23 protein-coding genes are annotated in these 22,885 nt (G+C 39.9%); 4 read left to right on the forward strand and 19 right to left on the reverse strand.

Annotated elements, in window-relative coordinates; all coding sequences use genetic code 11:
- The first annotated feature begins 87 nt into the window (after positions 1-87).
- Entirely contained in the window at positions 88-2,238 is a 2,151-nt protein-coding gene (locus tag H5163_RS13695) for a TonB-dependent siderophore receptor (protein WP_259399821.1), read from the forward strand.
- Between the two features lie 71 nt (positions 2,239-2,309).
- Here H5163_RS13695 and H5163_RS13700 read toward each other — a convergent pair whose 3' ends face one another.
- The 14 genes from H5163_RS13700 to H5163_RS13765 form a co-directional block, all read right to left on the reverse strand.
- Positions 2,310-2,525 carry an EF-hand domain-containing protein gene (locus tag H5163_RS13700; RefSeq protein WP_145241762.1) on the reverse strand — a complete coding sequence of 72 codons (216 nt, stop codon included), beginning with the start codon at positions 2,523-2,525 and terminating at the stop codon, positions 2,310-2,312.
- Positions 2,526-2,592: 67 nt separating this feature from the next.
- Positions 2,593-2,805, reverse strand: a complete 213-nt coding sequence (locus H5163_RS13705; protein WP_145241760.1) for a calmodulin — start codon at positions 2,803-2,805, stop codon at positions 2,593-2,595.
- 84 nt (positions 2,806-2,889) lie between these two features.
- Complete coding sequence (locus tag H5163_RS13710) at positions 2,890-3,102, reverse strand: calmodulin (protein ID WP_145241758.1); 213 nt, start codon at positions 3,100-3,102, stop codon at positions 2,890-2,892.
- 505 nt (positions 3,103-3,607) lie between these two features.
- Entirely contained in the window at positions 3,608-4,078 is a 471-nt protein-coding gene (locus H5163_RS13715) for an OsmC family protein (protein ID WP_182735375.1), read from the reverse strand.
- 29 nt (positions 4,079-4,107) lie between these two features.
- Entirely contained in the window at positions 4,108-4,701 is a 594-nt protein-coding gene (locus tag H5163_RS13720) for a DUF998 domain-containing protein (RefSeq protein WP_182735376.1), read from the reverse strand.
- Positions 4,702-4,883: 182 nt separating this feature from the next.
- The gene (locus H5163_RS13725) at positions 4,884-5,096 is read right to left on the reverse strand and encodes a calmodulin (protein ID WP_182735377.1); all 213 of its coding nucleotides are present in this window, start codon (positions 5,094-5,096) and stop codon (positions 4,884-4,886) included.
- A 148-nt stretch (positions 5,097-5,244) separates the two neighbouring features.
- On the reverse strand, positions 5,245-5,457 hold the full coding sequence (locus H5163_RS13730; RefSeq protein ID WP_145241752.1) for a calmodulin: 213 nt from the start codon (positions 5,455-5,457) through the stop codon (positions 5,245-5,247).
- A 148-nt stretch (positions 5,458-5,605) separates the two neighbouring features.
- Positions 5,606-5,824 carry a calmodulin gene (locus H5163_RS13735; RefSeq protein ID WP_145241750.1) on the reverse strand — a complete coding sequence of 73 codons (219 nt, stop codon included), beginning with the start codon at positions 5,822-5,824 and terminating at the stop codon, positions 5,606-5,608.
- 77 nt (positions 5,825-5,901) lie between these two features.
- The gene (locus tag H5163_RS13740; protein WP_145241748.1) at positions 5,902-6,114 is read right to left on the reverse strand and encodes a calmodulin; all 213 of its coding nucleotides are present in this window, start codon (positions 6,112-6,114) and stop codon (positions 5,902-5,904) included.
- A gap of 452 nt (positions 6,115-6,566) precedes the next feature.
- The gene (locus H5163_RS13745) at positions 6,567-7,247 is read right to left on the reverse strand and encodes a flagellar brake protein (protein ID WP_149983181.1); all 681 of its coding nucleotides are present in this window, start codon (positions 7,245-7,247) and stop codon (positions 6,567-6,569) included.
- Positions 7,248-7,297: 50 nt separating this feature from the next.
- Entirely contained in the window at positions 7,298-8,749 is a 1,452-nt protein-coding gene (locus H5163_RS13750) for a TrkH family potassium uptake protein (RefSeq protein ID WP_145241744.1), read from the reverse strand.
- A gap of 51 nt (positions 8,750-8,800) precedes the next feature.
- A complete protein-coding gene (locus H5163_RS13755) occupies positions 8,801-9,415 on the reverse strand; it encodes a YigZ family protein (RefSeq protein WP_149983180.1) in 615 nt (204 codons plus the stop codon).
- A 68-nt stretch (positions 9,416-9,483) separates the two neighbouring features.
- Positions 9,484-10,806, reverse strand: a complete 1,323-nt coding sequence (gene pepQ / locus H5163_RS13760) for a Xaa-Pro dipeptidase (protein ID WP_145241740.1) — start codon at positions 10,804-10,806, stop codon at positions 9,484-9,486.
- An 88-nt stretch (positions 10,807-10,894) separates the two neighbouring features.
- Positions 10,895-12,781 carry a transglycosylase SLT domain-containing protein gene (locus H5163_RS13765; protein ID WP_182735378.1) on the reverse strand — a complete coding sequence of 629 codons (1,887 nt, stop codon included), beginning with the start codon at positions 12,779-12,781 and terminating at the stop codon, positions 10,895-10,897.
- A gap of 194 nt (positions 12,782-12,975) precedes the next feature.
- Here H5163_RS13765 and fadB point away from each other — a divergent pair, with 194 nt between their 5' ends.
- From fadB to tusA, 3 genes are all read left to right on the forward strand, one after another.
- The gene (gene fadB, locus H5163_RS13770) at positions 12,976-15,135 is read left to right on the forward strand and encodes a fatty acid oxidation complex subunit alpha FadB (RefSeq protein WP_182735379.1); all 2,160 of its coding nucleotides are present in this window, start codon (positions 12,976-12,978) and stop codon (positions 15,133-15,135) included.
- Positions 15,136-15,139: 4 nt separating this feature from the next.
- Positions 15,140-16,309, forward strand: a complete 1,170-nt coding sequence (fadA, locus tag H5163_RS13775; protein ID WP_145241734.1) for an acetyl-CoA C-acyltransferase FadA — start codon at positions 15,140-15,142, stop codon at positions 16,307-16,309.
- A 199-nt stretch (positions 16,310-16,508) separates the two neighbouring features.
- Positions 16,509-16,748, forward strand: coding sequence for a sulfurtransferase TusA (gene tusA / locus H5163_RS13780; protein ID WP_182735380.1), 240 nt, complete (start codon positions 16,509-16,511; stop codon positions 16,746-16,748).
- A gap of 30 nt (positions 16,749-16,778) precedes the next feature.
- Here tusA and H5163_RS13785 read toward each other — a convergent pair whose 3' ends face one another.
- From H5163_RS13785 to glyQ, 5 genes are all read right to left on the reverse strand, one after another.
- A complete protein-coding gene (locus H5163_RS13785) occupies positions 16,779-18,590 on the reverse strand; it encodes a DUF4105 domain-containing protein (protein WP_182731930.1) in 1,812 nt (603 codons plus the stop codon).
- Between the two features lie 37 nt (positions 18,591-18,627).
- Positions 18,628-19,095 (reverse strand): DUF3015 family protein, encoded by a 468-nt coding sequence (locus H5163_RS13790; RefSeq protein ID WP_182731929.1) that lies wholly within the window; start codon positions 19,093-19,095, stop codon positions 18,628-18,630.
- Between the two features lie 213 nt (positions 19,096-19,308).
- Positions 19,309-19,758: a hypothetical protein gene (locus tag H5163_RS13795; RefSeq protein WP_182735381.1), complete on the reverse strand. Its 450-nt coding sequence runs from the start codon at positions 19,756-19,758 to the stop codon at positions 19,309-19,311.
- 61 nt (positions 19,759-19,819) lie between these two features.
- Positions 19,820-21,889 carry a glycine--tRNA ligase subunit beta gene (gene glyS, locus H5163_RS13800; protein ID WP_182735382.1) on the reverse strand — a complete coding sequence of 690 codons (2,070 nt, stop codon included), beginning with the start codon at positions 21,887-21,889 and terminating at the stop codon, positions 19,820-19,822.
- A 2-nt stretch (positions 21,890-21,891) separates the two neighbouring features.
- Positions 21,892-22,794 carry a glycine--tRNA ligase subunit alpha gene (gene glyQ, locus H5163_RS13805; RefSeq protein WP_145241722.1) on the reverse strand — a complete coding sequence of 301 codons (903 nt, stop codon included), beginning with the start codon at positions 22,792-22,794 and terminating at the stop codon, positions 21,892-21,894.
- Between the last annotated feature and the right edge of the window lie 91 nt (positions 22,795-22,885).

The following is a 22,885-nucleotide window of genomic DNA, read 5'->3' on the forward strand; positions in this document are numbered from 1 at the left end:
TTACTCTCACGCTGTTTGATAATCAAGCGTTTTCTCTTTCTGTGAGAAGTTAATTTCACATTTTTTAATATAAATGGATTTCTTCAAATGATACACCCAACTTTAAACACCCCTCTTTGTGTTACATATTGCAGTGTTATTGGTATTCTTGTGTGTGGACTGTCAACGAATGCAAATGCCGAAGCTAAAAACGACATTGAAAAACTAACCATCGTGGGCCAGCAAGATAGCGGCTACAAAGTAAGTGCAATGAACTCAGCAACAGGGCTTGATCTCAGCCACTTGCAAACTCCGCAATCAGCTATCGCTATCACCAGTGAATTTATGGTCGATCAACAATTAAATAGTGCTATTGAAGCCATCACCAGCGTAACCGGCATCAATGCAAGAGAGGCCGATAATGGTAAATATTCAATTTCAGCGCGCGGTATCAGTGTTACCAGTATTTTATATGATGGTATAGCAACTACTTATGATACCCGATTTAATTACGGCGATAACTTAACAGATACTGCTATTTATGAGCGGATTGAAGTTGTCCGTGGTGCCACAGGGTTAATGCTCGGTGCAGGTAATCCATCAGCAGCAATTAACTTAATACGTAAGCGCCCTACTGTGCATAACCAAGTAAATATTTCTGCAACGGTTGGTTCTTGGCAAAACTATCGTGGTGTGGTTGATGTGTCAGGCAGCTTAAATGGCAGCGCAAGTGTACGAGGTCGTACAGTCATTGCTTACCAAGATCAGCAATCATATCAAGACAGGTTCAGCCAAGAAAAAACCACGTTATACGGTATTATCGAAGCTGACCTAACTGATAGTACCCTGTTAACTTTTGCTGTTGATACGCAAACCACAGACCCAAAAGGCACGATGTCGGGTGGACTACCTATTTTTTATAGCGATGGCACCCGAACAAACTATGATAGAGAAACATCCACAGCGCCAAATTGGTCATCTTCAAAAACTAAAGCATTGAATAGCTTTATGAGTATTGATCATTACTTCAATGCTAATTGGCAGCTAAGTGCGAGCTATATATATGGTAATAATGACCTACATTACGATGTTTTTTGGGCGACAGGTAACCCTGACTCACAAACGAATATAGGCATGATGCCCGGTTCAGTAAATTATATTGATGCCAAGCGGATTCAGCGCACCTACGAGATAGAGCTTACCGGTAGATTTAACTGGTTAGATCAAAGCCACCAAGTCATGTTTGGTTACAATAGCCAAGAGCAAGACTTTACAACCCCCTACTTCCCGGGGCAAGAAGAGGCAGAAATCATCGGCGATTTTACAGCCCCAAACTATGACTACCCAAAACCAACTTGGCAAGCTACACCCGCCTTTGGCTCTTATGGCACAACAGAGCAAAATGCTTTGTACTTTGCTTCACAACTTAATCTAACAAATTCACTCTCATTGGTTTTAGGAAGCCGATTAAATCAATGGCAAACAAATCAAGATAACTTTGGCAGCCAACATGATTATAAATTAGATAACGAGCTGACCAATTATTTAGGTGCTACTTATAGCTTGGCAGATAATTGGGCACTTTATGCTAACTACACCGATATATTTACCCCGCAAAGCCGCGTCGATAAAAATGGTAATTACCTTGACCCAATTCAAGGTCAAAATTATGAGCTAGGTATCAAGGCCTCATTATTGGACGAGCGTTTAGACATTGCACTATCGGGTTTTGAAATTCAGCAAGACAATGTGGGCGAATACACTGGCGAAACAATTCCAGACACTCTTCAGGCAATTTATCAACCAATTGATGGTACGGTCACCCAAGGGCTTGAGTTTGAACTTAATGGTGCATTTACTGATAGTTGGAATGGCTATTTTGGCTACACTTATAGCGAAGGTGAAACGCCCGAAGGTGACATCCTCAATACCACAAACCCAAAAAATCAATTTAAGTTATTTACCACTTATAAATTAGATCAACTGTTAACAGGGTTGAAAGTCGGTGGCGGTTATCGCTGGCAAAGTCGCAGCTATGATGAAGTAAAAAACCCAGTTCACGGTCAAGTTGAAGTAGAGCAATCAAGTTATGGCATCGCAAGCCTTATGAGTAGTTATCAAATTAACTCACAAATGTCTGTTAGCGTAAATATTGATAACTTATTTGATAAAACTTATTACAACCAAATTGGTTTTTATAACCAATATCGCTACGGCAGCCCGCGAAAATTCTCCCTGCAGTTTGACTACAGCTTATAACCATTCAAGTTAACCAAAAAAAGCAGCTTAACTAAGCTGCTTTTTTTTGTAGGAGTGTTATTTCTATCAGTTTATTGTACTTTGGCAAACTCTTCTTTCGATAGCTCACCGTTTTGATCTGTATCTAAGTCAGCAAAAATTTCAACTAACTGTGCATTCACAGAGGCTTCTTTTTGGCTAATCACGCCGTCTCCATCAGTATCAAATGTGTCAAAACTAACTGCTGCAAACGCAGTTGATGAAGCCGCTAAGGCAAAAATAGCAAGTGCTGTATTAATATGTTTCATAGTGTTATTCCTAATAATTTAAAAGAAAGAAATCCTTTTCAGAGATCCCTGTTTGTGGAAACTGAAATTACGCTTTTGAAAATTCTTCTTTTGATAACTCACCGTTTTGGTCAGTATCAAGCTCAGCAAACTTAGCTGAAATAGTCGCATCAGCAGATGCTTCTTGTTGGCTGATTACACCATTGCCATCAACATCAAGAGTATCGAAGTCAGTTGCTGCAAAAGCAGCTGATGATGATGCCAACGCGATAAGTGCTAAGGTTTTATTTAATGTGTTCATAATTATCTTCCTTCCAAAATTTAGTGTGCTTGCTTAATCAAATGCGCAGGTCCTTTGCAAAGATCCTTGTATGAAAATAAGCGATTACGCTTCAGAAAACTCAGCTTTTGAAAGCTCACCATTACCATCAGTATCTAACTCAGCAAACTGGCTCATTAATTTTGCATCAACTGCCGCTTCGCTTTGGCTGATCGTGCCGCTACCATCAACATCTAAGGTGTCAAAGTCAGTACCTGCAAATGCTGCTGATGAAGAAGCTAATGCGATAAGTGCTAATGTTTTATTTAATGTGTTCATAATAAATATTCCTTCAAAGTTTATGGTTGTGAACTTAAGTGATAATCACCGTTTCGTTCAAGACAACTAGAGTATTACAACTTCGGTGCCAACAATTTATTATCATTAAAAATCATGAAGTTACATTGTATTTTGATGTTTCCGTGGAATTTAGAAGGACTATTCTGTTGCAGTTTAGCAACAAGATTTATGCGTTAACCTATAAAACCATATAAATCAAATGGTTAATAGTTATAAAAATGACACAACTCGATAAACTATGCTGATAATAGTGTTTTTTTCAAAGATGAGTACCCTAACCGCAACTGAACAGCAACTTTAACTGATAAAAATTAAATTTTTTTCATAAATTAACAATCTGAATTGTAAGGGGAAATTAAATTTATTTTGGTAAGTAAAAAATAAAAACGCAGTTAGTTTATGAAAATTCGTGTTTTGTTGCCATTATGCGAAACAATAGCAACGATATTGCAGTTTTAACGCTCTGGGTATTCTTACAATTTAATTAAGCACCAACAATTTCAATCACAATATGTGTTTTCACCGAATTGGCGATAAAACATAACTCATGAGCCTGGTGATGCATTTCTTCTAATTGCTCTGCACTCGGTTGCTCATTTTCGGCAAACTTCACACATGGTTTTAAAGTTACTTGAGTCATCGACATACGCCCATCACTAGCGCGCTGCATCAAACCAACGGCATCATCTTGATAGCTATCAACCATAAACTTATTTTTTGCCGCAATAGATAAGAAAAATAACATATGACAGCTCGACAATGACGCAATAAATGCCTCTTCGGGGTCGACACTTTCTGCCATAGAATATGGCAGTGGCACGATATGCGGTGAGGAGGATGCAGCAATAGTTGCCCCACCATCAAATTGCCACTGGTGAGCTCGGCTATATTTATTATCAATAAACAACTCTTCTGCTTGGCGAGACCAGACAACACTTGCTACATATTCAGACATTGAAACTCCCATTAAAAATTATTTTACGGTTAAAGCACCAACGAAAATGCACTCAACCACAACAACTGCACACCATAAGCTAATCGTTGATAAGTGCCTACACTGCCTTTTTGCTTAAATGCTTGCGTCAACAAAACTAAAAAGTAACAGGCAATACACGCACACAAAATTGAAAAAAGCCGAAATGAAATACTGGTATATGAACTTACAGCAACAAAAATTGGCGCAATCAGCAAAGACAGCAGCATTACCAAGCCAGCCCAAGAATGTATTTGGCAACTCAAAGTAGGGTTTTTAGTATTAGGATCCGCATCCATGGGGAAGTAACCGGCAATCCAGGTACCCACACCATGAATCATGACAAGCCAACCGACCAACATAATTAATATAGCGGTATTTTCCAGCTGTACGACATACCAACCAAATAAACAAAATAGTAAGCCAAGAGGATAGTTATTAATAAGCGGGGATAGTTTTTCCGTGGGACTGCCAGCAGCACCGAGCTCGCTGCAAAATTGCTTTGCATGACTATAGTTTGGATAACACCTACCAGCGATATACACCCCAACAACAATCCATATACTCGCGCTTAGTGCTGAATATAAACTGATAATCTCTAACATTAGCAACTTCCATGTATAAATTAATACCACGATAATAAGCTGATGTATTTATGTTGTAAATAATGCACTTAACCGCACAGGAAGCACACAGGCATAAAAAAAGCAGCCCGGGGGTATTGGCTGCTTTTGAACGTAATCAATGTAAAAGTCCTTTTAAAATTCCTTGTAGGCGGAAGCTATAATTAGGCCTTTGCGAACTCAGTTTTTGAGAGCTCACCGTTACCGTCTGTATCAAGCTCTGCAAATTTACTCATAAGCTCAGCATCAACCGATGCTTCACTTTGGCTGATTGCGCCGTTGCCATCAACATCTAGCGTATCAAAATCGGTAGCAGCAAACGCCGCTGATGAAGATGCCAGTGCAATAAGTGCTAATGTTTTATTTAATGTGTTCATAATTAATATTCCTTCAATGTACTATCAAAGAATTTGTCTCAATACTGGTTTTCAATGCGAGTAAAGTCTTCCTTGTTATCCTTTATCATGGGTTCCCTGCCCACTTAGGTTGTCTTTGGCAACTCAGGATAAACTCAGTATTAAATTATTAAGCTTTTGAAAACTCTTCTTTTGATAACTCACCGTTTTGGTCAGTATCAAGCTCTGCAAATGTTGTAGATGTAATACCACCCATTGATGCTTCTTGCTGGCTCAGAGCTCCATTCCCATCAACATCTAGCGTATCAAAATCGGTAGCAGCAAACGCCGCTGATGAAGATGCCAGTGCAATAAGTGCTAATGTTTTATTTAATGTGTTCATAATTAATATTCCTTCAATGTACTATCAAAAAATTTGTCTCAATACTGGTTTTCAATGCGAGTAAAGTCTTCCTTGTTATCCTTTATCATGGGTTCCCTGCCCACTTAGGTTGTCTTTGGCAGCTCAGGATAAACTCAGTATTAAATTATTAAGCTTTTGAAAACTCTTCTTTTGATAACTCACCGTTTTGGTCAGTATCACGCTCTGCAAATCTATTTAAAAGCTCAGCATCTTCTGCGGCTTCAACTTGACTGATCACACCATTTTCATCAACATCAAGGGTATCGAAGTCTAACGCCTCAAAAGCAAATGCTGCTGATGAAGAGGTTAATGCAATAAGTACTATCGCTTTATTTAGTATGTTCATTGGTTATCTCCTTTCACCTGAGATGATGAATAGTGTGTTACGAAGTCCTTTTCATTTTTCCCTGTCAAAAAGCGACATTAAGCTTTTGAAAACTCTGCTTTTGAAAGTTCGCCGTTACCGTCGGTATCAAGCTCTGCAAATTGGCTCATAAGCTCAGCATCAACTGAAGCTTCACTTTGGCTAATTGCGCCATTACCATCAACATCTAATGTGTCAAAGTCTGTTGCAGCAAATGCGGCTGAAGAAGATGCTAGAGCAATAAGTGCCAACGTTTTATTTAATGTGTTCATAATAAATATTCCTTCAATGTTTATGGTTTCGAACGATGTGCTAATCACATTTTCGTTCTGTACAACTAGACTATTACAACTTCGGTGCCACATTTAAAAAAACGTTTAAAATCAAATTATTAAAAATAAAATTTACTTTTGACTGGCTATTTACGGTGTTTTTTGTTGCTTTTTAGCAACACGTAAACCACCTATAAAATATAGTTTATAAAAATCAATTGATTAGGTTTAATAGAAAAGACACAGATCCGTACTTACAGTGTTCGTATTTATATTTTTATAGGCAAGAAGAGTGACAGGCGCTGAAATTAACCAGCTGAAAATTAGCAACTGAAATAAATAAAAAATCTATGTTGCTGATAATTAATAACAATAAAAATAAATTTAGAGTTCTTTAAGGTGGGTTACGGTATATCCGCTATTTTGTCGCAAAACAGCGAATATGCACAAATTTACACCAGTGGCTCAAGCACTGAAAGGTCGATAAAGTGGTCTTTCATGAAAGTTTTCATCTCGTCTTCACTTGCCGTTAGTTGAATACCAAACTGGGCGCTAGTGGCATGGCTTTTAACACTGCATATTTGTCCGCTAAACTCAGTAACACCTTTATTGTTTTTATCGAGCATAATATGACACTGAGTATTCTTTAATTCACTGAGATCAGCTTTACTTTTTACATCAAACATTACCCCAGTTACTGAGATATCTTTAATAACTCCTTGCATCTCGCGTTCGTCATTAAACTTTATTTTTGCAGCTAATAATGTGGGAATACGAGTTTGTGATCGCAAACTAAATAATTGCACTTCAGTTGGGAAATTTAAATAAATAAGCCGTGCCGGGTGCGACGACACTGACATAACCTGCTGACGAAATGCTATAACTTGCCCGCCACCGGTTTCAAGCACCGCTCTGACGATCACCACAACACCATCTTTTAAATATTCACCCGCGTTACTTAAGCGCTTGGCTGATGGATAATTTAAAATCACAAAACGCTCATGCAATAAACCAACAAATTCAGTTTTAATTCGCTTACTGGCTGTGGGTGTTAATATTTCGACATCAACAATGCTACCAGCACTAATGTAGGCAAGGTTTTCTAAGTTTAATTGTTGTCTTGTTTTTGCCATTTCCTTTCCAACTATAAATAACCTTGTACAAGTGCTCGCTTTTATACAAACTAACCACGCCAGAAGGTCGGTGTAAACAACACTAATAAGGTGAATATCTCTAATCGCCCGAACACCATCGCAATGGTTAATAGCCATTTAGCGCCATCACTAATAGCGCCATAATGCGACGCAACATCCCCCAAACCAGGGCCGAGGTTATTTAAGCAAGCTGCGGTGGCTGAGAACGCCGTTATGTTATCCATACCGGTCCCCATTAACGCTAACATAATAATGACAAATACCAACGCATAAGCAGAGAAAAATCCCCATACGGCTTCAACTACTTTATCTGGTAATGCCTTACGACCAAGTTTAATAGAGTAAATAGCACGAGGATGCACTAACCGATTAAGCTCACGTATTCCTTGCAGATAAAGTAAAAACACTCGGACTACTTTCATACCGCCGCCAGTGGAACCTGCACAACCACCAATAAAGCTCGAAAATATCAGTAAAATAGGCAAGAATAAGGGCCATGCTGAAAAATTATCGGTGGCAAAACCCGCAGTAGTACTAATTGATACCGCTTGAAATAATGCCTGATCGAGCGTTTCGTCACCGTTTGCATATATGTTATTGGACGACAGTACCGTAAAACACACTATCACCAGCGCTAGTTGAATAAACAAAAACACTTTAAACTCAGGGTCGCGGATATACACTCTGAGATTTCGACTCGAAACAGCTGCGTAATGCAAGGTGAAATTAACGGCAGCGATGATTAGAAATATCACGCAAATAAAGTTGATTAATGGACTGTCAAAATGTCCCATAGAAGCATCGTAAGTAGAGAATCCGCCTATTGCAACAGTAGAAAATGAATGACAAATAGCATCAAACCAATTCATTCCGGCAGCCCAGTACGCTAAAGTACACGCGATAGTTAACGACACATAAATATACCAAAGATGTTTTGCGGTATCGGCAATACGTGGCGTCATTTTGGAATCTTTTACAGGCCCTGGAGTTTCAGCTCGATACAACTGCATACCACCAACGCCAAGCATGGGTAGCACTGCAACCGCTAATACGATTATCCCCATACCGCCTAACCATTGCAGTTGTTGGCGATAAAACAATACCGATTTAGGGAGATATTCAATGCCTGTTAACACTGTAGCACCGGTTGTAGTTAGCCCTGAAAACGCTTCGAATACCGCATCCGCTAATGATAAATTAGGTTCTTGTAAAAAAATCAGCGGTAAAGATGCGAATGCCCCTAGAACTAACCAAAATAGCACCACAATTAAAAAACCTTCGCGAGCTTTTAAATCTCCCTGCTCGCGTCTATTTGGATAGTATGCAAGTAAACCAATAATGACACTGAATATAAATGCGAGAACAAATGGCACGCCACCACCATCTTTATAAATGAGCGATACAATTGCCGGCGGCACCATAGTGATACTGAACAGTACAACCAGTTGGCCGAGAATTTTTATGATGGTACGAAATTGCATTGAGCTATCGCTTTTTTATTAAGTAATGATTAGTGCGTGAATGCTATTGTCTTACTCTTTAATACTTAACTCAACCGCGCCATGGCTCAAATCATAAATATCTTTTATGGCTTGTGTGGCTTGGCGGCTATCTATAGTAATAACCCATTCTATATTAGCAGTAAATTGCTTTTCTATGTTAAGTACTTGAAATTGCGTTTTTAGTAACTGCTCTATCGCTCCTTGCGCGCTGTAATCACTACAGCCCACCAGCTCAACACTAGGAACTTTTAATGTAGTTGTTAAATGTGCCAAGGCATTATTTAGCGAGCCGCCATATGCTCTGACTAACCCGCCAGTACCCAGCTTTATACCGCCAAAATAACGAGTAACTACCGCGGTGACTTCTCCAAGCCCAGATCCCATTAATACATTAAGCATAGGTTTGCCTGCAGTACCATTTGGTTCACCATCATCAGAGAAACCATAAACATGACTACCACCAGGATTACCTGCAACATGCGCCCAACAGTTATGACGAGCATCGCTATATTTACTTTCAATCTCACGGATAAACGCTTTTGCCGAGGCTAAATCTGGCGTATGAGCAATATGCACAATAAAGGTGCTTTTTTTTATTTCTTCTTGATGAAAAACGGTTGCTGCTGGGTACTTATATTCTGACATTCTTTGATAAACCCAAATAATGAAGCAAAAAATGGGGCCATATGGCCCCAACTTTTAACACCGGATGATTAATCTAATGCTAAATCACGGGTCATATTTTCTAAGCTATCTTCATGAACAATAATGTTGTCCTCGATGCGAATACCGCCAAATGGTTTAAACGCTTCAACCTTTTCCCAGTTAATAAACTGCTTGTTGTCTGTTTGCGTTAAATCACCAAGTAATGAATCGATAAAGTACAAACCAGGTTCAATCGTGAATACTTGGTTTTTCTCAATCAAGCGCGTACAACGCAAGAATGGATGACCTTCTGGTGGCGCTTGATGTGTACCCTTTTCATCAGCCATAAAACCACCCATATCGTGCACTTGTAAACCAAGATGATGGCCAAGCCCATGCGGAAAGAAAGTCGACGTAATACCGCGCTCAACGATCTCAGTGGCTGGTAACTTAACAATATTAAAATCACTAAGCACCTGAGCAATACGTTGATGGCAATCTAAGTGCAGTTCACCGTATAACAAACCTGGTTTCAGTGCTTTACCCAATGCAATTTGATGCTGTGTCATTGCGGCAATTAATTCGGCAAACTCGCCCGACTTTTTAAAATCATAAGTACGAGTTATATCTGCAGCATAGCCATTAAAATTAGCGCCAGCATCAATTAAGAACGAATGATGTGCTTTTGGGGCTTGAGGCTCAAAATGAGTGTAGTGCAAAATAGCGCAATTTTCGTTAAGCGCAACAATATTGCCATACGGCATTTCGTTTTCGCTTTGGCGAGTGGCCATTAAATACGCTTGCTGAATATCAAATTCAGAGCCACCGTTAAAAAAGGTATCACGCGCAGCTTTGTGGCCATCAACCGCAATACGATTAGCTTGGCGTAAGCATTCAAGTTCGTATTGAGTTTTATAAGCACGGTGGTAATTAAAGTAATTGAGCACCGGCTCTGGGTTCATAATGCTAAAGCCTAGCGCTTGAGCTACTTCTAGGTATTCACCGATATAAGCGTACTTCGCCTTATCGTATGGTAATAGTTTTTCAACTTGATCAGGCTGTAATAATAGCTCGATATCAAAGTAATCAGCCCAAAAATCTCGTGGCTCATCTGGTACTTTGTGCCAAAAATCGACAGGGCGATAAAAAATCAGTTTTGGTTTATCACTGCCATTCACCACAATCCAACAGTGTGGATTATCGATGACCGGTAACCAAGCTTTGAAATGCGGGTTGACTTTAAACGGATAATACATATCGTCTAAAAACTGACGTTTAGCTTGTCCTGAATGGATCACTAAACCTTCTAATCCTTCACGCTCAATAATAGTACGAGTACGCTGCTGCAGTGTTGCAATATGTTCGGCGTATAAAACGGCTAATTTATCCATAGAAAACCCATCTGTTAAATTTAACTTATTTTAAGTCTAACATAGACCCTGTTTAACCCCAATGCAGATGCGCTAAAGCACTTGTGCCTTAGCCACCCATCTTCATATCCAATATTGGTGCCAGTATGTTTCCTTCGCGCCCTAAACGCGTGTGATAAACCTGACGATAAGCAAACACATTTTTTACGTACTCCCGAGTTTCACGGTACGGGATAAGCTCAATCCATAATTCAGCAGGCATAGCTTCATTTGGTAACCACTTTTTGATTCTATGGTAACCAGCGTTATACGAGGCAGTTGCTAGTATTTCGTTGCCATGGTTTTTGTTTTTTAAATATTCTAAATACTCTGTGCCTAAACGTATATTTGTTTTCGGCTGATTTAAGCGACTTCCTGAAACAGTACTTTTATTGACATACTTCGCTGTACTTGGTAATAACTGCATTAAACCACGCGCATTGGCGTGAGAACGCGCATCAGGTGCAAAAGAGCTTTCACGGCGCGAAATAGCAATGCTCCAAGTAACATCTATATGATTACGTTTACTATAACGCTCAAATAAATCTTGAAAAGCAAATGGGAAACGTAACTCTACATAATCCCATGCCTTAATTTGCGCTAAAGTATAAATAGTACTGTCGTACCAATCTAATTCTGCTGCGAGTTTTGAAGCCGCGAGCTTTTCTCCATCGCTAGAAGTGCTTGTTAAATAATTCCATTCGCGACGAGCCGAAGTAAACCGCTCAAGTTCATACATCGCTTTAGCACGTTTAAAACCTGGGGCATTAGCGACCTCATGCATTAATTTATCGCTCACTAACAATGGTTGATTATTGAGTTCAATAGGTAACCCCAACCGCGCGGCAGCCAAAAAGCCATAATAGTCACGCTCTTTTGCGACTATTTGCCAAATAGCTTTAGCACGCTGTGTATCACCTCGTTGAGCTAAACTGTAGGCTAACCAATATTGCTGACCCAGACTGAGATTTTCTTTACCTGTAAAAAACGCAACGATGCCCGACCAATCCTGAGTTTTCAGCATATTGCCTAACTGCCATTGCATTAATTTACGATCTTGACGATCTTTGGGCACTTTACTCAACCAGAAACGTGCCTCAGGATGACCTCTTGATGCCAACGCTAAAGCAAAACTATAATACACATCAGCCTTTTGCTCGTCAGAATAGTTAAACATTTTGTCTAACTTTTCCCACGCCTTGAGCGCTAAGGTTTTATCTCGCCAAATTAAGCGTTTAATTCCATAGTGTGCAATTTCGCTTTCCTTAACTGTTTTATGCTTGTAACGATACATTCCTGCAACTGCACTGGGATCGCTGCGAACTTTTCGATAAAAGTCAGCCAAGTATTGCTCATTTTTTGGTAATAAAGTTTTTAAGTATGGCAATAAACTTTGCGAACCACCTTGTGCTGATAACGTAATACGTTGCCATATTTGCTCTTGGCTCATATAACCTTTTTTACGCCAAGTACTAAATAATAGGTCACATTCTTCAGGCTGTGATTTCCCAACAGTCCATAAATTTGTTACTTGTCTCATTATCGCTTGTTCTGGTGCCCCTAAATCAAGCTGATACTGCAGGTAAGTGCAAGTCAGTTCAGTATTTGTAGTCTCACGATAATTATTAATAAAAGCGGCTTTGCGGTTTTGCTTTTGCAAATTCTGCAGCCATGCTTTGCGCACTGGCCACTCTAAAGGCGTACTTTGGTAAATAGTTAAATAACGCTCTATTTCAGATTGGTGCTCAATATCGGGATGGCGCTGCCAATAGACTTGTTCCACATAAGGCTTTAATGGATGGTCTAGCTGTGCTGTTATTTCTTTAAACTCCTGATAACTAGCATATTTAACTTTTCTTTCAGCATCTAAAAATGCGTCATGTTCAGTATTAGCGTAGGCAGAAAATAAAGGAAATAATAATGCTGCTGCCGTTACACTTAAAAATTGTTTTTTCATGATGACCTTAAATATTCAAAGGTAAATAAAAGACAAACACTTCGCCTACACCTTAGCACCAAACAAGCTATATTTTAACCAGTAGTAAGGCACCACAGTAAATTTTTCGTTGCATTTTTAATTTAAAGCAAGCACACTGATTGAAATGCAAACTCATCGTACCAGTCTTAGTTCACTAACTAGGGAGAATAATAATGTTATATAAAAGCGATTCCTTTGAAGTTGCTTTCATCAAGGATAATATCGCCGAGTTCAAATTTTGTGTTGCAGGTTCTGTAAACACTTTGTCTCAGCAAACCTTGAAAGATTGCGCCTCTGCATTAAAAGAATTAGCCGCAAACAGTGATATCAAAGGCATGATTTTTACCAGTGATAAAGAACACTTTATTATTGGCGCCGATATTTTCGAATTTTTACCTACCTTTACTAAACCAGAAGCTGAATTAGTAACGTGGATCAAAGATGCCACTGATGTTTTTGACGCGCTAGAAGATTTACCATTCCCAACTTTAAGCGCTATCAATGGCTTAGCACTTGGTGGTGGTTGTGAGTGGGTACTTGCTACCGATTATCGTGTTGCTAGCACTGATGCTAAAATTGGCCTACCAGAAGTAAAACTTGGCATCATGCCTGGATTTGGCGGCACAGTTCGCTTACCACGCATTGTTGGTGCTGATAATGCGATGCTTTGGATCACCTCTGGTGCCGAAAACCGCGCAGCTGATGCTTTAAAAGTAGGTGCAGTTGATGCGGTAGTTAGTACTGACAAACTTATAGAGTCAGGAATTTCAACGCTTGAATTAGCAATCTCTGGAAAACTAGATTGGCAAGCTAAGCGACAAGTAAAATTACAACCACTTAAATTGAACCGTGTTGAGCAAGGTATGAGCTTTGCAATGGCAGAAGGTATGGTAATGGGTAAAACCAAAGGCCACTATCCTGCTCCTATTATGGCAGTTCGTACTATTAAAGCAGCAGCAAACTGTACTCGTGATGAAGCAATGGCGATTGAAAATGCCAACTTTGCTAAATTAGCACGCACTCCAGAAGCCGCAGCCCAAACGGGTATTTTCTTAGCAGATCAATACATCAAGGGGAAAGCGCGCAAACAAGCTAAAACCAGTGATGTAGTAATTAAACAAGCTGCAGTACTTGGTGCTGGTATTATGGGTGGCGGTATCGCTTACCAGTCAGCTTATAAAGGAACACCTATTATAATGAAAGACATCCAACAGGATGCGCTTGATTTAGGTATGGGTGAAGCATCTAAGCTATTAGGTCAAAAAGTTCAACGCGGCCATATGGCGATGGACAAAATGGTAGCAACGTTAGGTAAAATCAAACCAACTCTTAATGATAGCGATTTACAAAGCGCTGATATCATTGTTGAAGCAGTTGTTGAAAACCCTAAAGTTAAACAAGCCGTTTTAGCAGGTCTTGAAAAAGACATGCCTGCAGGCACTATCTTAACGTCTAACACATCAACTATTCGTATTGATGAATTAGCCACAGCTCTTGAAAAACCTGAAAATTTCTGTGGTATGCACTTCTTTAACCCAGTGCCAAAAATGCCACTGGTAGAAATTATTCGCGGTGAGAAAACTTCAGAGCAAACGATTAACGCCGTTGTTGATTACGCCTTAAAGTTAGGTAAATCACCTATCGTTGTTAACGATTGCCCAGGATTCTTTGTAAACCGTGTATTATTCCCATACTTTGCCGGCTTTAGTAAGTTAGTTGTTGAAGGCGCTGATTTTGCCAAAGTAGATAAAGTAATGGAAAACGTATTTGGCTGGCCTATGGGTCCTGCATACTTACTTGATGTTGTCGGTATTGATACGGCTTACCACTGTACTGGCGTGATGGCAGATGGTTTCCCTGAGCGCATGTCACGTGCCGAAAAAGATCCGGTAACAATATTCGCTAACGAAAAGCGTTTTGGTCAAAAGAACAAAGCGGGTTTCTACCAGTATGCTCCGGATCGTCGCGGTCGCTTGAAAAAAGCTCAAGATCCACAAGCAGTTGAGCTACTTAGTGCAATCACTGATGTACCGAAAGAGTTTGATAAACAAGAAATTATCGACCGTTGTATGATACCTATGATCAACGAAGTGCTACTGTGTTTACAAGAAAACATTGTTGCTTCTCCACAAGAAGCTGATATGGCACTTATTTACGGTATTGGTTTCCCTCCATTTAGAGGCGGCGCGTTCCGTTACTTAGATCAAACTGGACTAGCTAACTTTGTTGCAACAGCTGACAAATACGCTCATCTAGGTGCGATTTACCAAGTATCTGAACAAACTCGCAAATGGGCTGAAGAAGGCCGTATTTTCTATAAGGTGGAAGGATAAGACCATGAATACTCCAGTAATTGTAGATTGTATCCGCACGCCAATGGGCCGTTCAAAAAACGGTGTATTTAAACATAAGCGTGCCGAAGATTTAAGCGCCCACCTAATGAAGGGCTTACTTGATCGCAACCCAGCCGTTGATCCAGCATCGATTGACGATATCTATTGGGGTTGTGTACAACAAACTTTAGAGCAAGGTTTTAACGTTGCTCGTAATGCCGCATTACTTGCCGGCATTCCTCACACAGTGCCAGCGGTAACAGTAAACCGCTTATGTGGATCATCAATGCAAGCATTACACGATGCTGCTCGCGCAATCATGACTGGCGCTGGTGATACCTACATCATTGGTGGTGTTGAGCACATGGGTCATGTGCCAATGACCCACGGTAACGACTTTCACCCAGGCTTAGCAACTTCAATTGCACAAGCATCTGGCTCAATGGGCTTAACCGCAGAGTACCTTGCAACTATTCACGGTATTACCCGTGAGCAGCAAGACCAATTTGCATACCGCTCACATCAACGAGCTCATGCAGCAACGGTTGAAGGACGTTTCCGCCGCGAAATCCTCGCAATGGAAGGTCATGACGCAGATGGTTCACTGATTTTAGTTGAAGATGACGAAGTAATTCGTCCAGAAACAACGGTAGAAGGCTTATCACAGCTTCGCCCAGTATTTAACCCTGCATCAGGCTCAGTCACTGCCGGTACGTCTTCAGCTCTTTCTGACGGCGCATCTGCTATGTTAGTAATGAGCGAAGAAAAAGCCAAAGCTTTAGGCTTACCAATTCGTGCACGTGTTAAAGCCATGGCGGTTGCAGGTTGCGATCCATCAATCATGGGTTACGGCCCAGTACCAGCAAGTAAAAAAGCATTAGCACAAGCCGGTATCACTATTGATGATATCGATGTTGCAGAACTTAACGAAGCATTCGCAGCACAGTCACTACCAGTATTAAAAGACCTAGGTCTTGCTGATGTAGTTGATGAAAAAGTGAATTTAAACGGCGGTGCTATTGCTCTGGGTCATCCTTTGGGTTGTTCTGGTTCACGTATCAGCACCTCACTTATTCACTTAATGGAAGATAAAAACGCAAAATATGGTTTAGCAACTATGTGTATTGGTTTAGGCCAAGGCATCGCAACTGTATTTGAACGTGTGCAAGATTAATAAAATGTATTAAGTAATACCTTGGTGATAAAAAGCCGCGTTGATTAAATCAACGCGGCTTTTTTATAATTAATTTTTGCAGCTAAGTTATGTCGCTTTATAAGCACAAGTGAAGTGACTTTATTTATCAGGCTGAGGTCGTTAAACTAGCAGCCTTAAATTAATCGTTAAGCGCTAAATAAACAGTAAAGGTTATGCAATGAGTTTTGAGAATCCCGATCACCAATTAGATGCCATTGGCCTACGCTGTCCGGAGCCTGTAATGATGATCAGAAGCGCGGTACGTAAAATGGAAAATGGCGAAACTTTATTAATTATTGCCGACGATCCATCAACCACCCGTGATATCCCCAGCTTTTGTATGTTTATGGATCATACACTGTTAAAAAAAGAAGTAGATGCCATACCGTATCGATATTTAGTTAAAAAAGGGCTATAAATCAATAATTAACCCTAATTAAAACATTCATTAATCCCAGTAAAAGTTTAATTTCAACTGCCACTGAAACTCTGTTGCATGTTTATAACCAAATCGTATGTCGAAATCTTGATTGATAGGCACTGATAGCTCGATGTTCGTTGCAATACCGCTTAACTGTTGGTGATAAAACTTCTCAATTGATGTTCTTAGTTTTAAATTAGAAGTTACAGTCGTTAAAAATCCTAGCTCTATTGAAGTATCCAGCCATTGTTGGGTGCTTTGTAATTCACCAGCATAACCATTAATCATACCGTACACTAGCGACTGATTAGCATTTAATAACCATGACTTTCCAACTCCTGCCATGGCAAATGTACTTGAGCAACTAAAGCACTGACTGCGATTTCTTTCATAACCTACATTTATCTGCCATGCCCAACCGCCTTCATTTGGCCACTGACTATAGGCTGGGTTAAATGATTCTAGATCTAAAAGATGTAATTTTTCTAGATATAACTGCGAATCAAATAAAGCAACCTCAACATCCAACATCTCTAAATTAGAGTAAGGAACTCTGGCAATATCAGAAGCTAATGAATCAAAATAACTCAATCTGAAACCTAAATTTAGGCTTTGTTCATTTTTATACACAGTCGAAGAAATAGATATATTTGAGGGTTTCTGAGCTGAATGCGGTGCATATTTATCATAATTAATAAAAGAGGTTTCTTTACCTGGAGGTAGGACTAAACGAGCTTTAATAAGAGCTTTTTTTAACTTTTCAATGTGTTCAACATCATATTTTTTTATTTGCTGCAACTGAACAAACTCAAAAAGAGTTTCAATAATTCGTTTTTTAGTTACCACATCTAGATTTGTAAATGTCGGCTCAAAAAGTATATTTTGCGAATGATAAATAGCTAAAGCCAGCTTAGAGTCTTTTACTGAAAGATTGTTTTCATATTGATGAAAAACACTACTTCTTGAAGGAGTAAACTCAATCTGCTTTACTAGCTTTTCGTTATTATATTGAGCACTATTTAAGCGAGAAAAAATAGTCGCAGGAATAACCCAAGGCGAAAGCTCATTCGTTAACTGCTCACCTATAATTAATTCAACAACCCTTGCGATATGAAATGCACAGTTTTCATCCGCAAAATAGTAAGAATACTTAGCCCCCATAATTTCCCATAAATGATTAGTTAAAAAGAGGACGTCTTCTTGGCTAAAGTTAAGCTTATATTCCCATATATCTCTCAGCTCTATTTCACCATAGTTATGTTGATGACGGTAAAATAGTTGATCAGAAAAACCAGCCTCGTAACCGCCAAATAACCCTTTCGTAATATAGACCAAACCGTTTTCATTATCAGGAACTAGTGCCCCATAATTTAAGCTGTAATCTAGTAACTTATTGTGCTCTGGCGTTGATCTATTTAGCTTTAAAAGCATATGACCATAAAGCGAAGCCGGATTACTCATATACCCTGAAGCAAAGACTAAACTTACAGAGTGAATCGGTTGTTTATCTCTCCACTCTATAAGTTCGGTGCATTCAACCTTTGGCTCTGAGAATTCAAGCCCTTGTGATAGTAACCACTGATATCTAGCAGGATACTTGCATTGCATTTGTGCGTCTTTATTAAATGCATCAATCGTTGCTTTTAACTCGGATGAAGGGTTATTTTTGCCATTTTTTGAGATAAAAAATGAATCACTCTCAATATAACTTTGAGGAGATGATGCGTTTTTATAATGCCCTAATTTCAACCAGGTTGGATGCTCGGAAAGTGAGCTAGATGAATAAGATGAAAACGTAGCAAACAGTGCTAGTGCTGGTAAGTATTTGATTGTAGTCATAAGTATGAGTAGGTGCTGACACCTACTCTATTAACAGTTAAATAACTGGGCAAGTAGCTGCAAACTGTGTAGTCACTTTGCTTTCAACAATTGCATATAATGCTTGAGGATTTTGAGCAGGTTTAGTCGCAAAATCGTTACGGATAGCATTTACAATTTGACCATGAGAACTAGCGTCACAACCACGTACATTTAGCATTGCAGTAACATACTCACCTTCACCTTCAGCAATTTCTTGCTCAAGTACAGGGAATGTTTGTTGAATAAATAGAGCTGTTTTTGCACCTGCGCCTTCACAGCTACCAACAGATGATATATTTGAAGATACTGCTGTAGTACCTAAATCCCAAATAATATTTGAAATTGCTGCTGCGGTTCCATTCTCTGGAAATACCATTGCGCCGATACCACAATCCTGCCAAGGGTTAAGACCCTCTTTAGCCTGTAATGGAGCGGCTATAAAAGCCCCCGCTAAAACAACTGCTGTTACTGTAGTTTTTAACATCTGTAATCCTATTTTAATTTTTTTTATTCATATTAACGATCCAAGTATATTATGATTATATTTGGCGCTTTAGAGGTTTTAAATTATTTTTGATATAGTACTCAAAAATAATTGACTTCGATTATTACAAAAAATCTGTACCAATTTTAACAGGGTGTTATTACTTCTGTAAATATAATCAGACATTATAATGGCAATATTTACCCTGTAGCTCTATTTTTTAGTTATTGTTACTTTTGGCTGATCGTTATTATGATAATCGATGCTAACGATGTAGCTGCCTTTAATTGCAGGAGTGAAGCTAAAATAATTATAAGTAGTGTCACAATCGGCAACAACGCTTTGCCCTAACGTCAGAGATTGACCGGTTGGATCTTGTTCACTGAACCCACAGTTATAACCTGCGCTCCACTCCATATCAGCGATTTTAAACTCATACACTTTACCCGGTGTTGAAAACTTTACTTGTGCTTGATAAAGCGCAGGCGCGACTTGAGTAAATTCATATTGCGTTTCTGCATCCCATAAATTGAAGTCGCCGCGTAGGTACATTGTACGGTCAAGTTCTTGGCCTGGCAGTACATCGCTAAGATCTGGCATTTGTATTTGGCTCGAACAAGCACTCAGTAAAGCAACTAGAGCCACTGTTAATATACGTTTCATAGGTATTCCCTCTAATACTAAAAAGCCAGCATAGCTGCTGGCTTTTTAAGCGAAGCTGAATTTATTTCTGTAATACAGAAATATCAGCAATATCTAAAAATAGACCACTCAGTTGACTTAGTAATGCTAAACGGTTTTGCTTAACGGCTTCATCGTCTGCCATTACCATCACGTTGTCGAAGAAGTTATCAACACTTTCACGAATACCCGCAAGTTGGGCAAGCGCTTCTTGATAGTCGCCAGCCGCGTATAACGGCGCTAATTCAGTGGCAAACTTAGCAACTTGTGCCGCTAATGTCTTTTCGGCATCATCGCTTAATAAGCTCTCATCAACAGTGCCTTGCGTTGTAATGTCATTTTTAGCCAGAATATTACTTACCCGTTTATTAGCTGCTGCAAGCGCTTCTGCGGCGTCTAATGTACGGAAGTGACTTACCGCTTTAACACGACGGTCAAAATCAACAGGCTTAGTTGGGCGACGTACTAGTACAGCTTGAATAACGTCTACTTCAATACCTTCATCTTGATACCATGCACGAAAACGCCCTAGCATAAATTCAAACACATCGGCTGATACATTTAAGTTAGTTAGCTTGTCGCCAAACAGGGTTTGTGATTTTGCGACTAGATCTAAAATATCAAGTGGTAGTTCTTTTTCTACCATGATACGCAGCGCACCAATGGCTGCACGACGAAGCGCAAACGGATCTTTATCACCTTTTGGTGCTTGGCCAATACCAAAAATACCTACCAGTGTATCGAACTTATCGGCAATCGCTACCGCGCAGCTAATTAAGTTTGTAGGTAAATTATCACCGGCAAAACGCGGCATGTATTGCTCGTTTTGGGCAATGGCAACATCTTCGGCTTCACCGTCATGGCGTGCATAGTGCATCCCCATCACACCTTGTACGTCAGTAAACTCCATCACCATTTCGGTCATTAGATCGGTTTTACTTAATAAACCAGCACGCTTAGCAAGTGTTTTATCGGCACCTAATTGCTCAGCAATGTAACCAGCAAGTTCACTAATACGCTCTGACTTATCTTTAAGCGTACCCAATTGCTGTTGGAACAATACGCTATTAAGTGATTCTAAACGGCTTTCAAGAGTTTTCTTTTTATCTGTTTCAAAGAAGAACTGCGCATCAGCTAAACGCGGGCGCACTACTTTCTCGTTACCAGCAATAACTACGCTTGGGTTTTTACTTTCGATGTTTGAAACAAACAAAAACTTATTAAGTAGCTTGCCGTCTTGATCAAGTAATGGGAAGTATTTTTGATCGTCTTTCATAGTGTAGATCAGCGCTTCGGCTGGTACATCTAAAAACGCTTCTTCAAATGTTGCAGTAAGAGTTACTGGCCATTCAACCAATGAAGTTACTTCTTCAAGTAAATCTTCATCCATAGCTACTACTGCATTAACGGCTGTTGCTGCAGCTTCGATTTGGCTACGAATTTGTGCTTTACGCTGCTGGTAATCAGCAACAACATGTGCAGACTTAAGCACCTCAAAAACATCATCAGCGTGTTTGATTGTGATTTTTTCTGGATGATGAAAACGATGGCCTTGCAGTTGGTTACCCACTGCTTTACCAAGGACTTCGCCTTCAATTAGCTGATCGCCAAACAAAATAGTTGCGGTATGAACAGGACGAATAAATTGTGTTTTATTCGCCCCCCAACGCATTGGTTTAGGAATAGGAAGTTTAGCTAACGCTTTATTTACCGCATCAGCCATCAAGGCTGTGGTTTCTTTGCCTGCTACTTTAGCAATGTGTAACAACCATGCACCTTTATCGGTCTCGAGTGTTTGCGCTTCACTTACTTCAATACCACAACCACGAGCCCAACCCATTGCAGCTTTGGTCGGCTTGCCATCGGCATCAAATGCAGCCTTCGTTGCTGGACCACGTTTTTCTACTTCTTTGTCTTGTTGCTGAGCTTCAAGTGCTGTTACTTGTAAACCTAAGCGACGAGGAGATGCATACCAGCTTACGCCTTGGTGATTAAGCTCTAGACTCTCAAGCTCTGCAGTCAGATTTGCAGCAAATGCTTCGGCAAGTTTACGCAATGATTTTGGTGGCAACTCTTCGGTGCCAATTTCTACTAATAAATTTTGTACTGACATGCTTACTTATCCTTACACAACGGGAAACCAAGCGCTTCGCGTTTGTCATAATAACTTTGTGCACACGCTTTAGATAATGCACGAACGCGCAAGATATAACGCTGGCGCTCTGTTACCGAAATAGCGTGACGTGCATCCAATAAGTTAAATGCGTGTGATGCTTTCATTACTTGCTCATAAGCAGGTAATGGTAAGCTTGCTTCAATTAGCTTTTGGCTCTCAGCTTCGCATTTATCAAACTGGGCAAATAAATCGTCAACATTTGCATGCTCAAAGTTATAAGTTGATTGCTCAACTTCGTTCTGATGGAATACATCACCGTAAGTAACACGGCCCATTGGGCCATCAGCCCATACTAGATCGTAGATGCTATCTACGCCTTGAATGTACATAGCTAAACGCTCAAGACCATAAGTGATCTCACCAGTAACAGGAGAGCACTCTAAGCCCCCTACTTGTTGGAAGTAGGTAAACTGGGTTACTTCCATACCGTTTAACCAGATCTCCCAACCAAGACCCCATGCGCCTAGCGTAGGTGATTCCCAGTTGTCTTCAACGAAGCGTACTTCGTCAGTAAGGGTATCAATGCCAACAGCCGCTAATGAGCCTAAATATAGCTCCTGGATGTTATCTGGTGATGGTTTTAATACGACTTGGAACTGGTAGTAATGTTGCAGGCGATTTGGATTCTCACCATAACGGCCATCGGTAGGACGACGACATGGTTGCACATACGCGCTCGACATTGGTTCAGGACCAATAGACTTTAAAAATGTTTGCGGATGAAATGTGCCTGCACCAACTTCCATATCAAGTGGCTGAATAATGACACAGCCTTGCTGTGCCCAGTAATCCTGTAAAGCCAGGATCAAACCTTGAAAGGTTTTAACGTCATATTTTTGCATATTTGGCTTTTAGTATCTGCTGTGATGTAGCGTGAAAATTACCTTCAGTATACCTTGTGCGTAGTCATGTTTTAAGCAGTTTGTGCAATTG

The organism is Pseudoalteromonas sp. SG44-8 (assembly GCF_014164125.1).
Lineage (GTDB): Bacteria > Pseudomonadota > Gammaproteobacteria > Enterobacterales > Alteromonadaceae > Pseudoalteromonas > Pseudoalteromonas rhizosphaerae.

Excerpts from the sequence above, each read along its gene's own strand:
- tusA (WP_182735380.1), top strand. The coding sequence starts at position 16,509 with ATGAGTTTTGAGAATCCCGATCACCAATTAGATGCCATTGGCCTACGC.
- H5163_RS13725 (WP_182735377.1), bottom strand. The coding sequence starts at position 5,096 with ATGAACACATTAAATAAAACATTAGCACTTATTGCACTGGCATCTTCA.
- H5163_RS13740 (WP_145241748.1), bottom strand. The coding sequence starts at position 6,114 with ATGAACACATTAAATAAAACGTTGGCACTTATTGCTCTAGCATCTTCT.
- glyS (WP_182735382.1), bottom strand. The coding sequence starts at position 21,889 with ATGTCAGTACAAAATTTATTAGTAGAAATTGGCACCGAAGAGTTGCCA.
- H5163_RS13790 (WP_182731929.1), bottom strand. The coding sequence starts at position 19,095 with ATGTTAAAAACTACAGTAACAGCAGTTGTTTTAGCGGGGGCTTTTATA.
- H5163_RS13710 (WP_145241758.1), bottom strand. The coding sequence starts at position 3,102 with ATGAACACATTAAATAAAACATTAGCACTTATCGCATTAGCTTCTTCA.
- H5163_RS13700 (WP_145241762.1), bottom strand. The coding sequence starts at position 2,525 with ATGAAACATATTAATACAGCACTTGCTATTTTTGCCTTAGCGGCTTCA.
- H5163_RS13735 (WP_145241750.1), bottom strand. The coding sequence starts at position 5,824 with ATGAACATACTAAATAAAGCGATAGTACTTATTGCATTAACCTCTTCA.
- H5163_RS13715 (WP_182735375.1), bottom strand. The coding sequence starts at position 4,078 with ATGTCTGAATATGTAGCAAGTGTTGTCTGGTCTCGCCAAGCAGAAGAG.
- H5163_RS13695 (WP_259399821.1), top strand. The coding sequence starts at position 88 with ATGATACACCCAACTTTAAACACCCCTCTTTGTGTTACATATTGCAGT.
- glyQ (WP_145241722.1), bottom strand. The coding sequence starts at position 22,794 with ATGCAAAAATATGACGTTAAAACCTTTCAAGGTTTGATCCTGGCTTTA.
- fadB (WP_182735379.1), top strand. The coding sequence starts at position 12,976 with ATGTTATATAAAAGCGATTCCTTTGAAGTTGCTTTCATCAAGGATAAT.
- H5163_RS13705 (WP_145241760.1), bottom strand. The coding sequence starts at position 2,805 with ATGAACACATTAAATAAAACCTTAGCACTTATCGCGTTGGCATCATCA.
- H5163_RS13765 (WP_182735378.1), bottom strand. The coding sequence starts at position 12,781 with ATGAAAAAACAATTTTTAAGTGTAACGGCAGCAGCATTATTATTTCCT.
- H5163_RS13745 (WP_149983181.1), bottom strand. The coding sequence starts at position 7,247 with ATGGCAAAAACAAGACAACAATTAAACTTAGAAAACCTTGCCTACATT.
- H5163_RS13795 (WP_182735381.1), bottom strand. The coding sequence starts at position 19,758 with ATGAAACGTATATTAACAGTGGCTCTAGTTGCTTTACTGAGTGCTTGT.
- H5163_RS13750 (WP_145241744.1), bottom strand. The coding sequence starts at position 8,749 with ATGCAATTTCGTACCATCATAAAAATTCTCGGCCAACTGGTTGTACTG.
- fadA (WP_145241734.1), top strand. The coding sequence starts at position 15,140 with ATGAATACTCCAGTAATTGTAGATTGTATCCGCACGCCAATGGGCCGT.
- pepQ (WP_145241740.1), bottom strand. The coding sequence starts at position 10,806 with ATGGATAAATTAGCCGTTTTATACGCCGAACATATTGCAACACTGCAG.
- H5163_RS13720 (WP_182735376.1), bottom strand. The coding sequence starts at position 4,701 with ATGTTAGAGATTATCAGTTTATATTCAGCACTAAGCGCGAGTATATGG.
- H5163_RS13755 (WP_149983180.1), bottom strand. The coding sequence starts at position 9,415 with ATGTCAGAATATAAGTACCCAGCAGCAACCGTTTTTCATCAAGAAGAA.
- H5163_RS13730 (WP_145241752.1), bottom strand. The coding sequence starts at position 5,457 with ATGAACACATTAAATAAAACATTAGCACTTATTGCACTGGCATCTTCA.
- H5163_RS13785 (WP_182731930.1), bottom strand. The coding sequence starts at position 18,590 with ATGACTACAATCAAATACTTACCAGCACTAGCACTGTTTGCTACGTTT.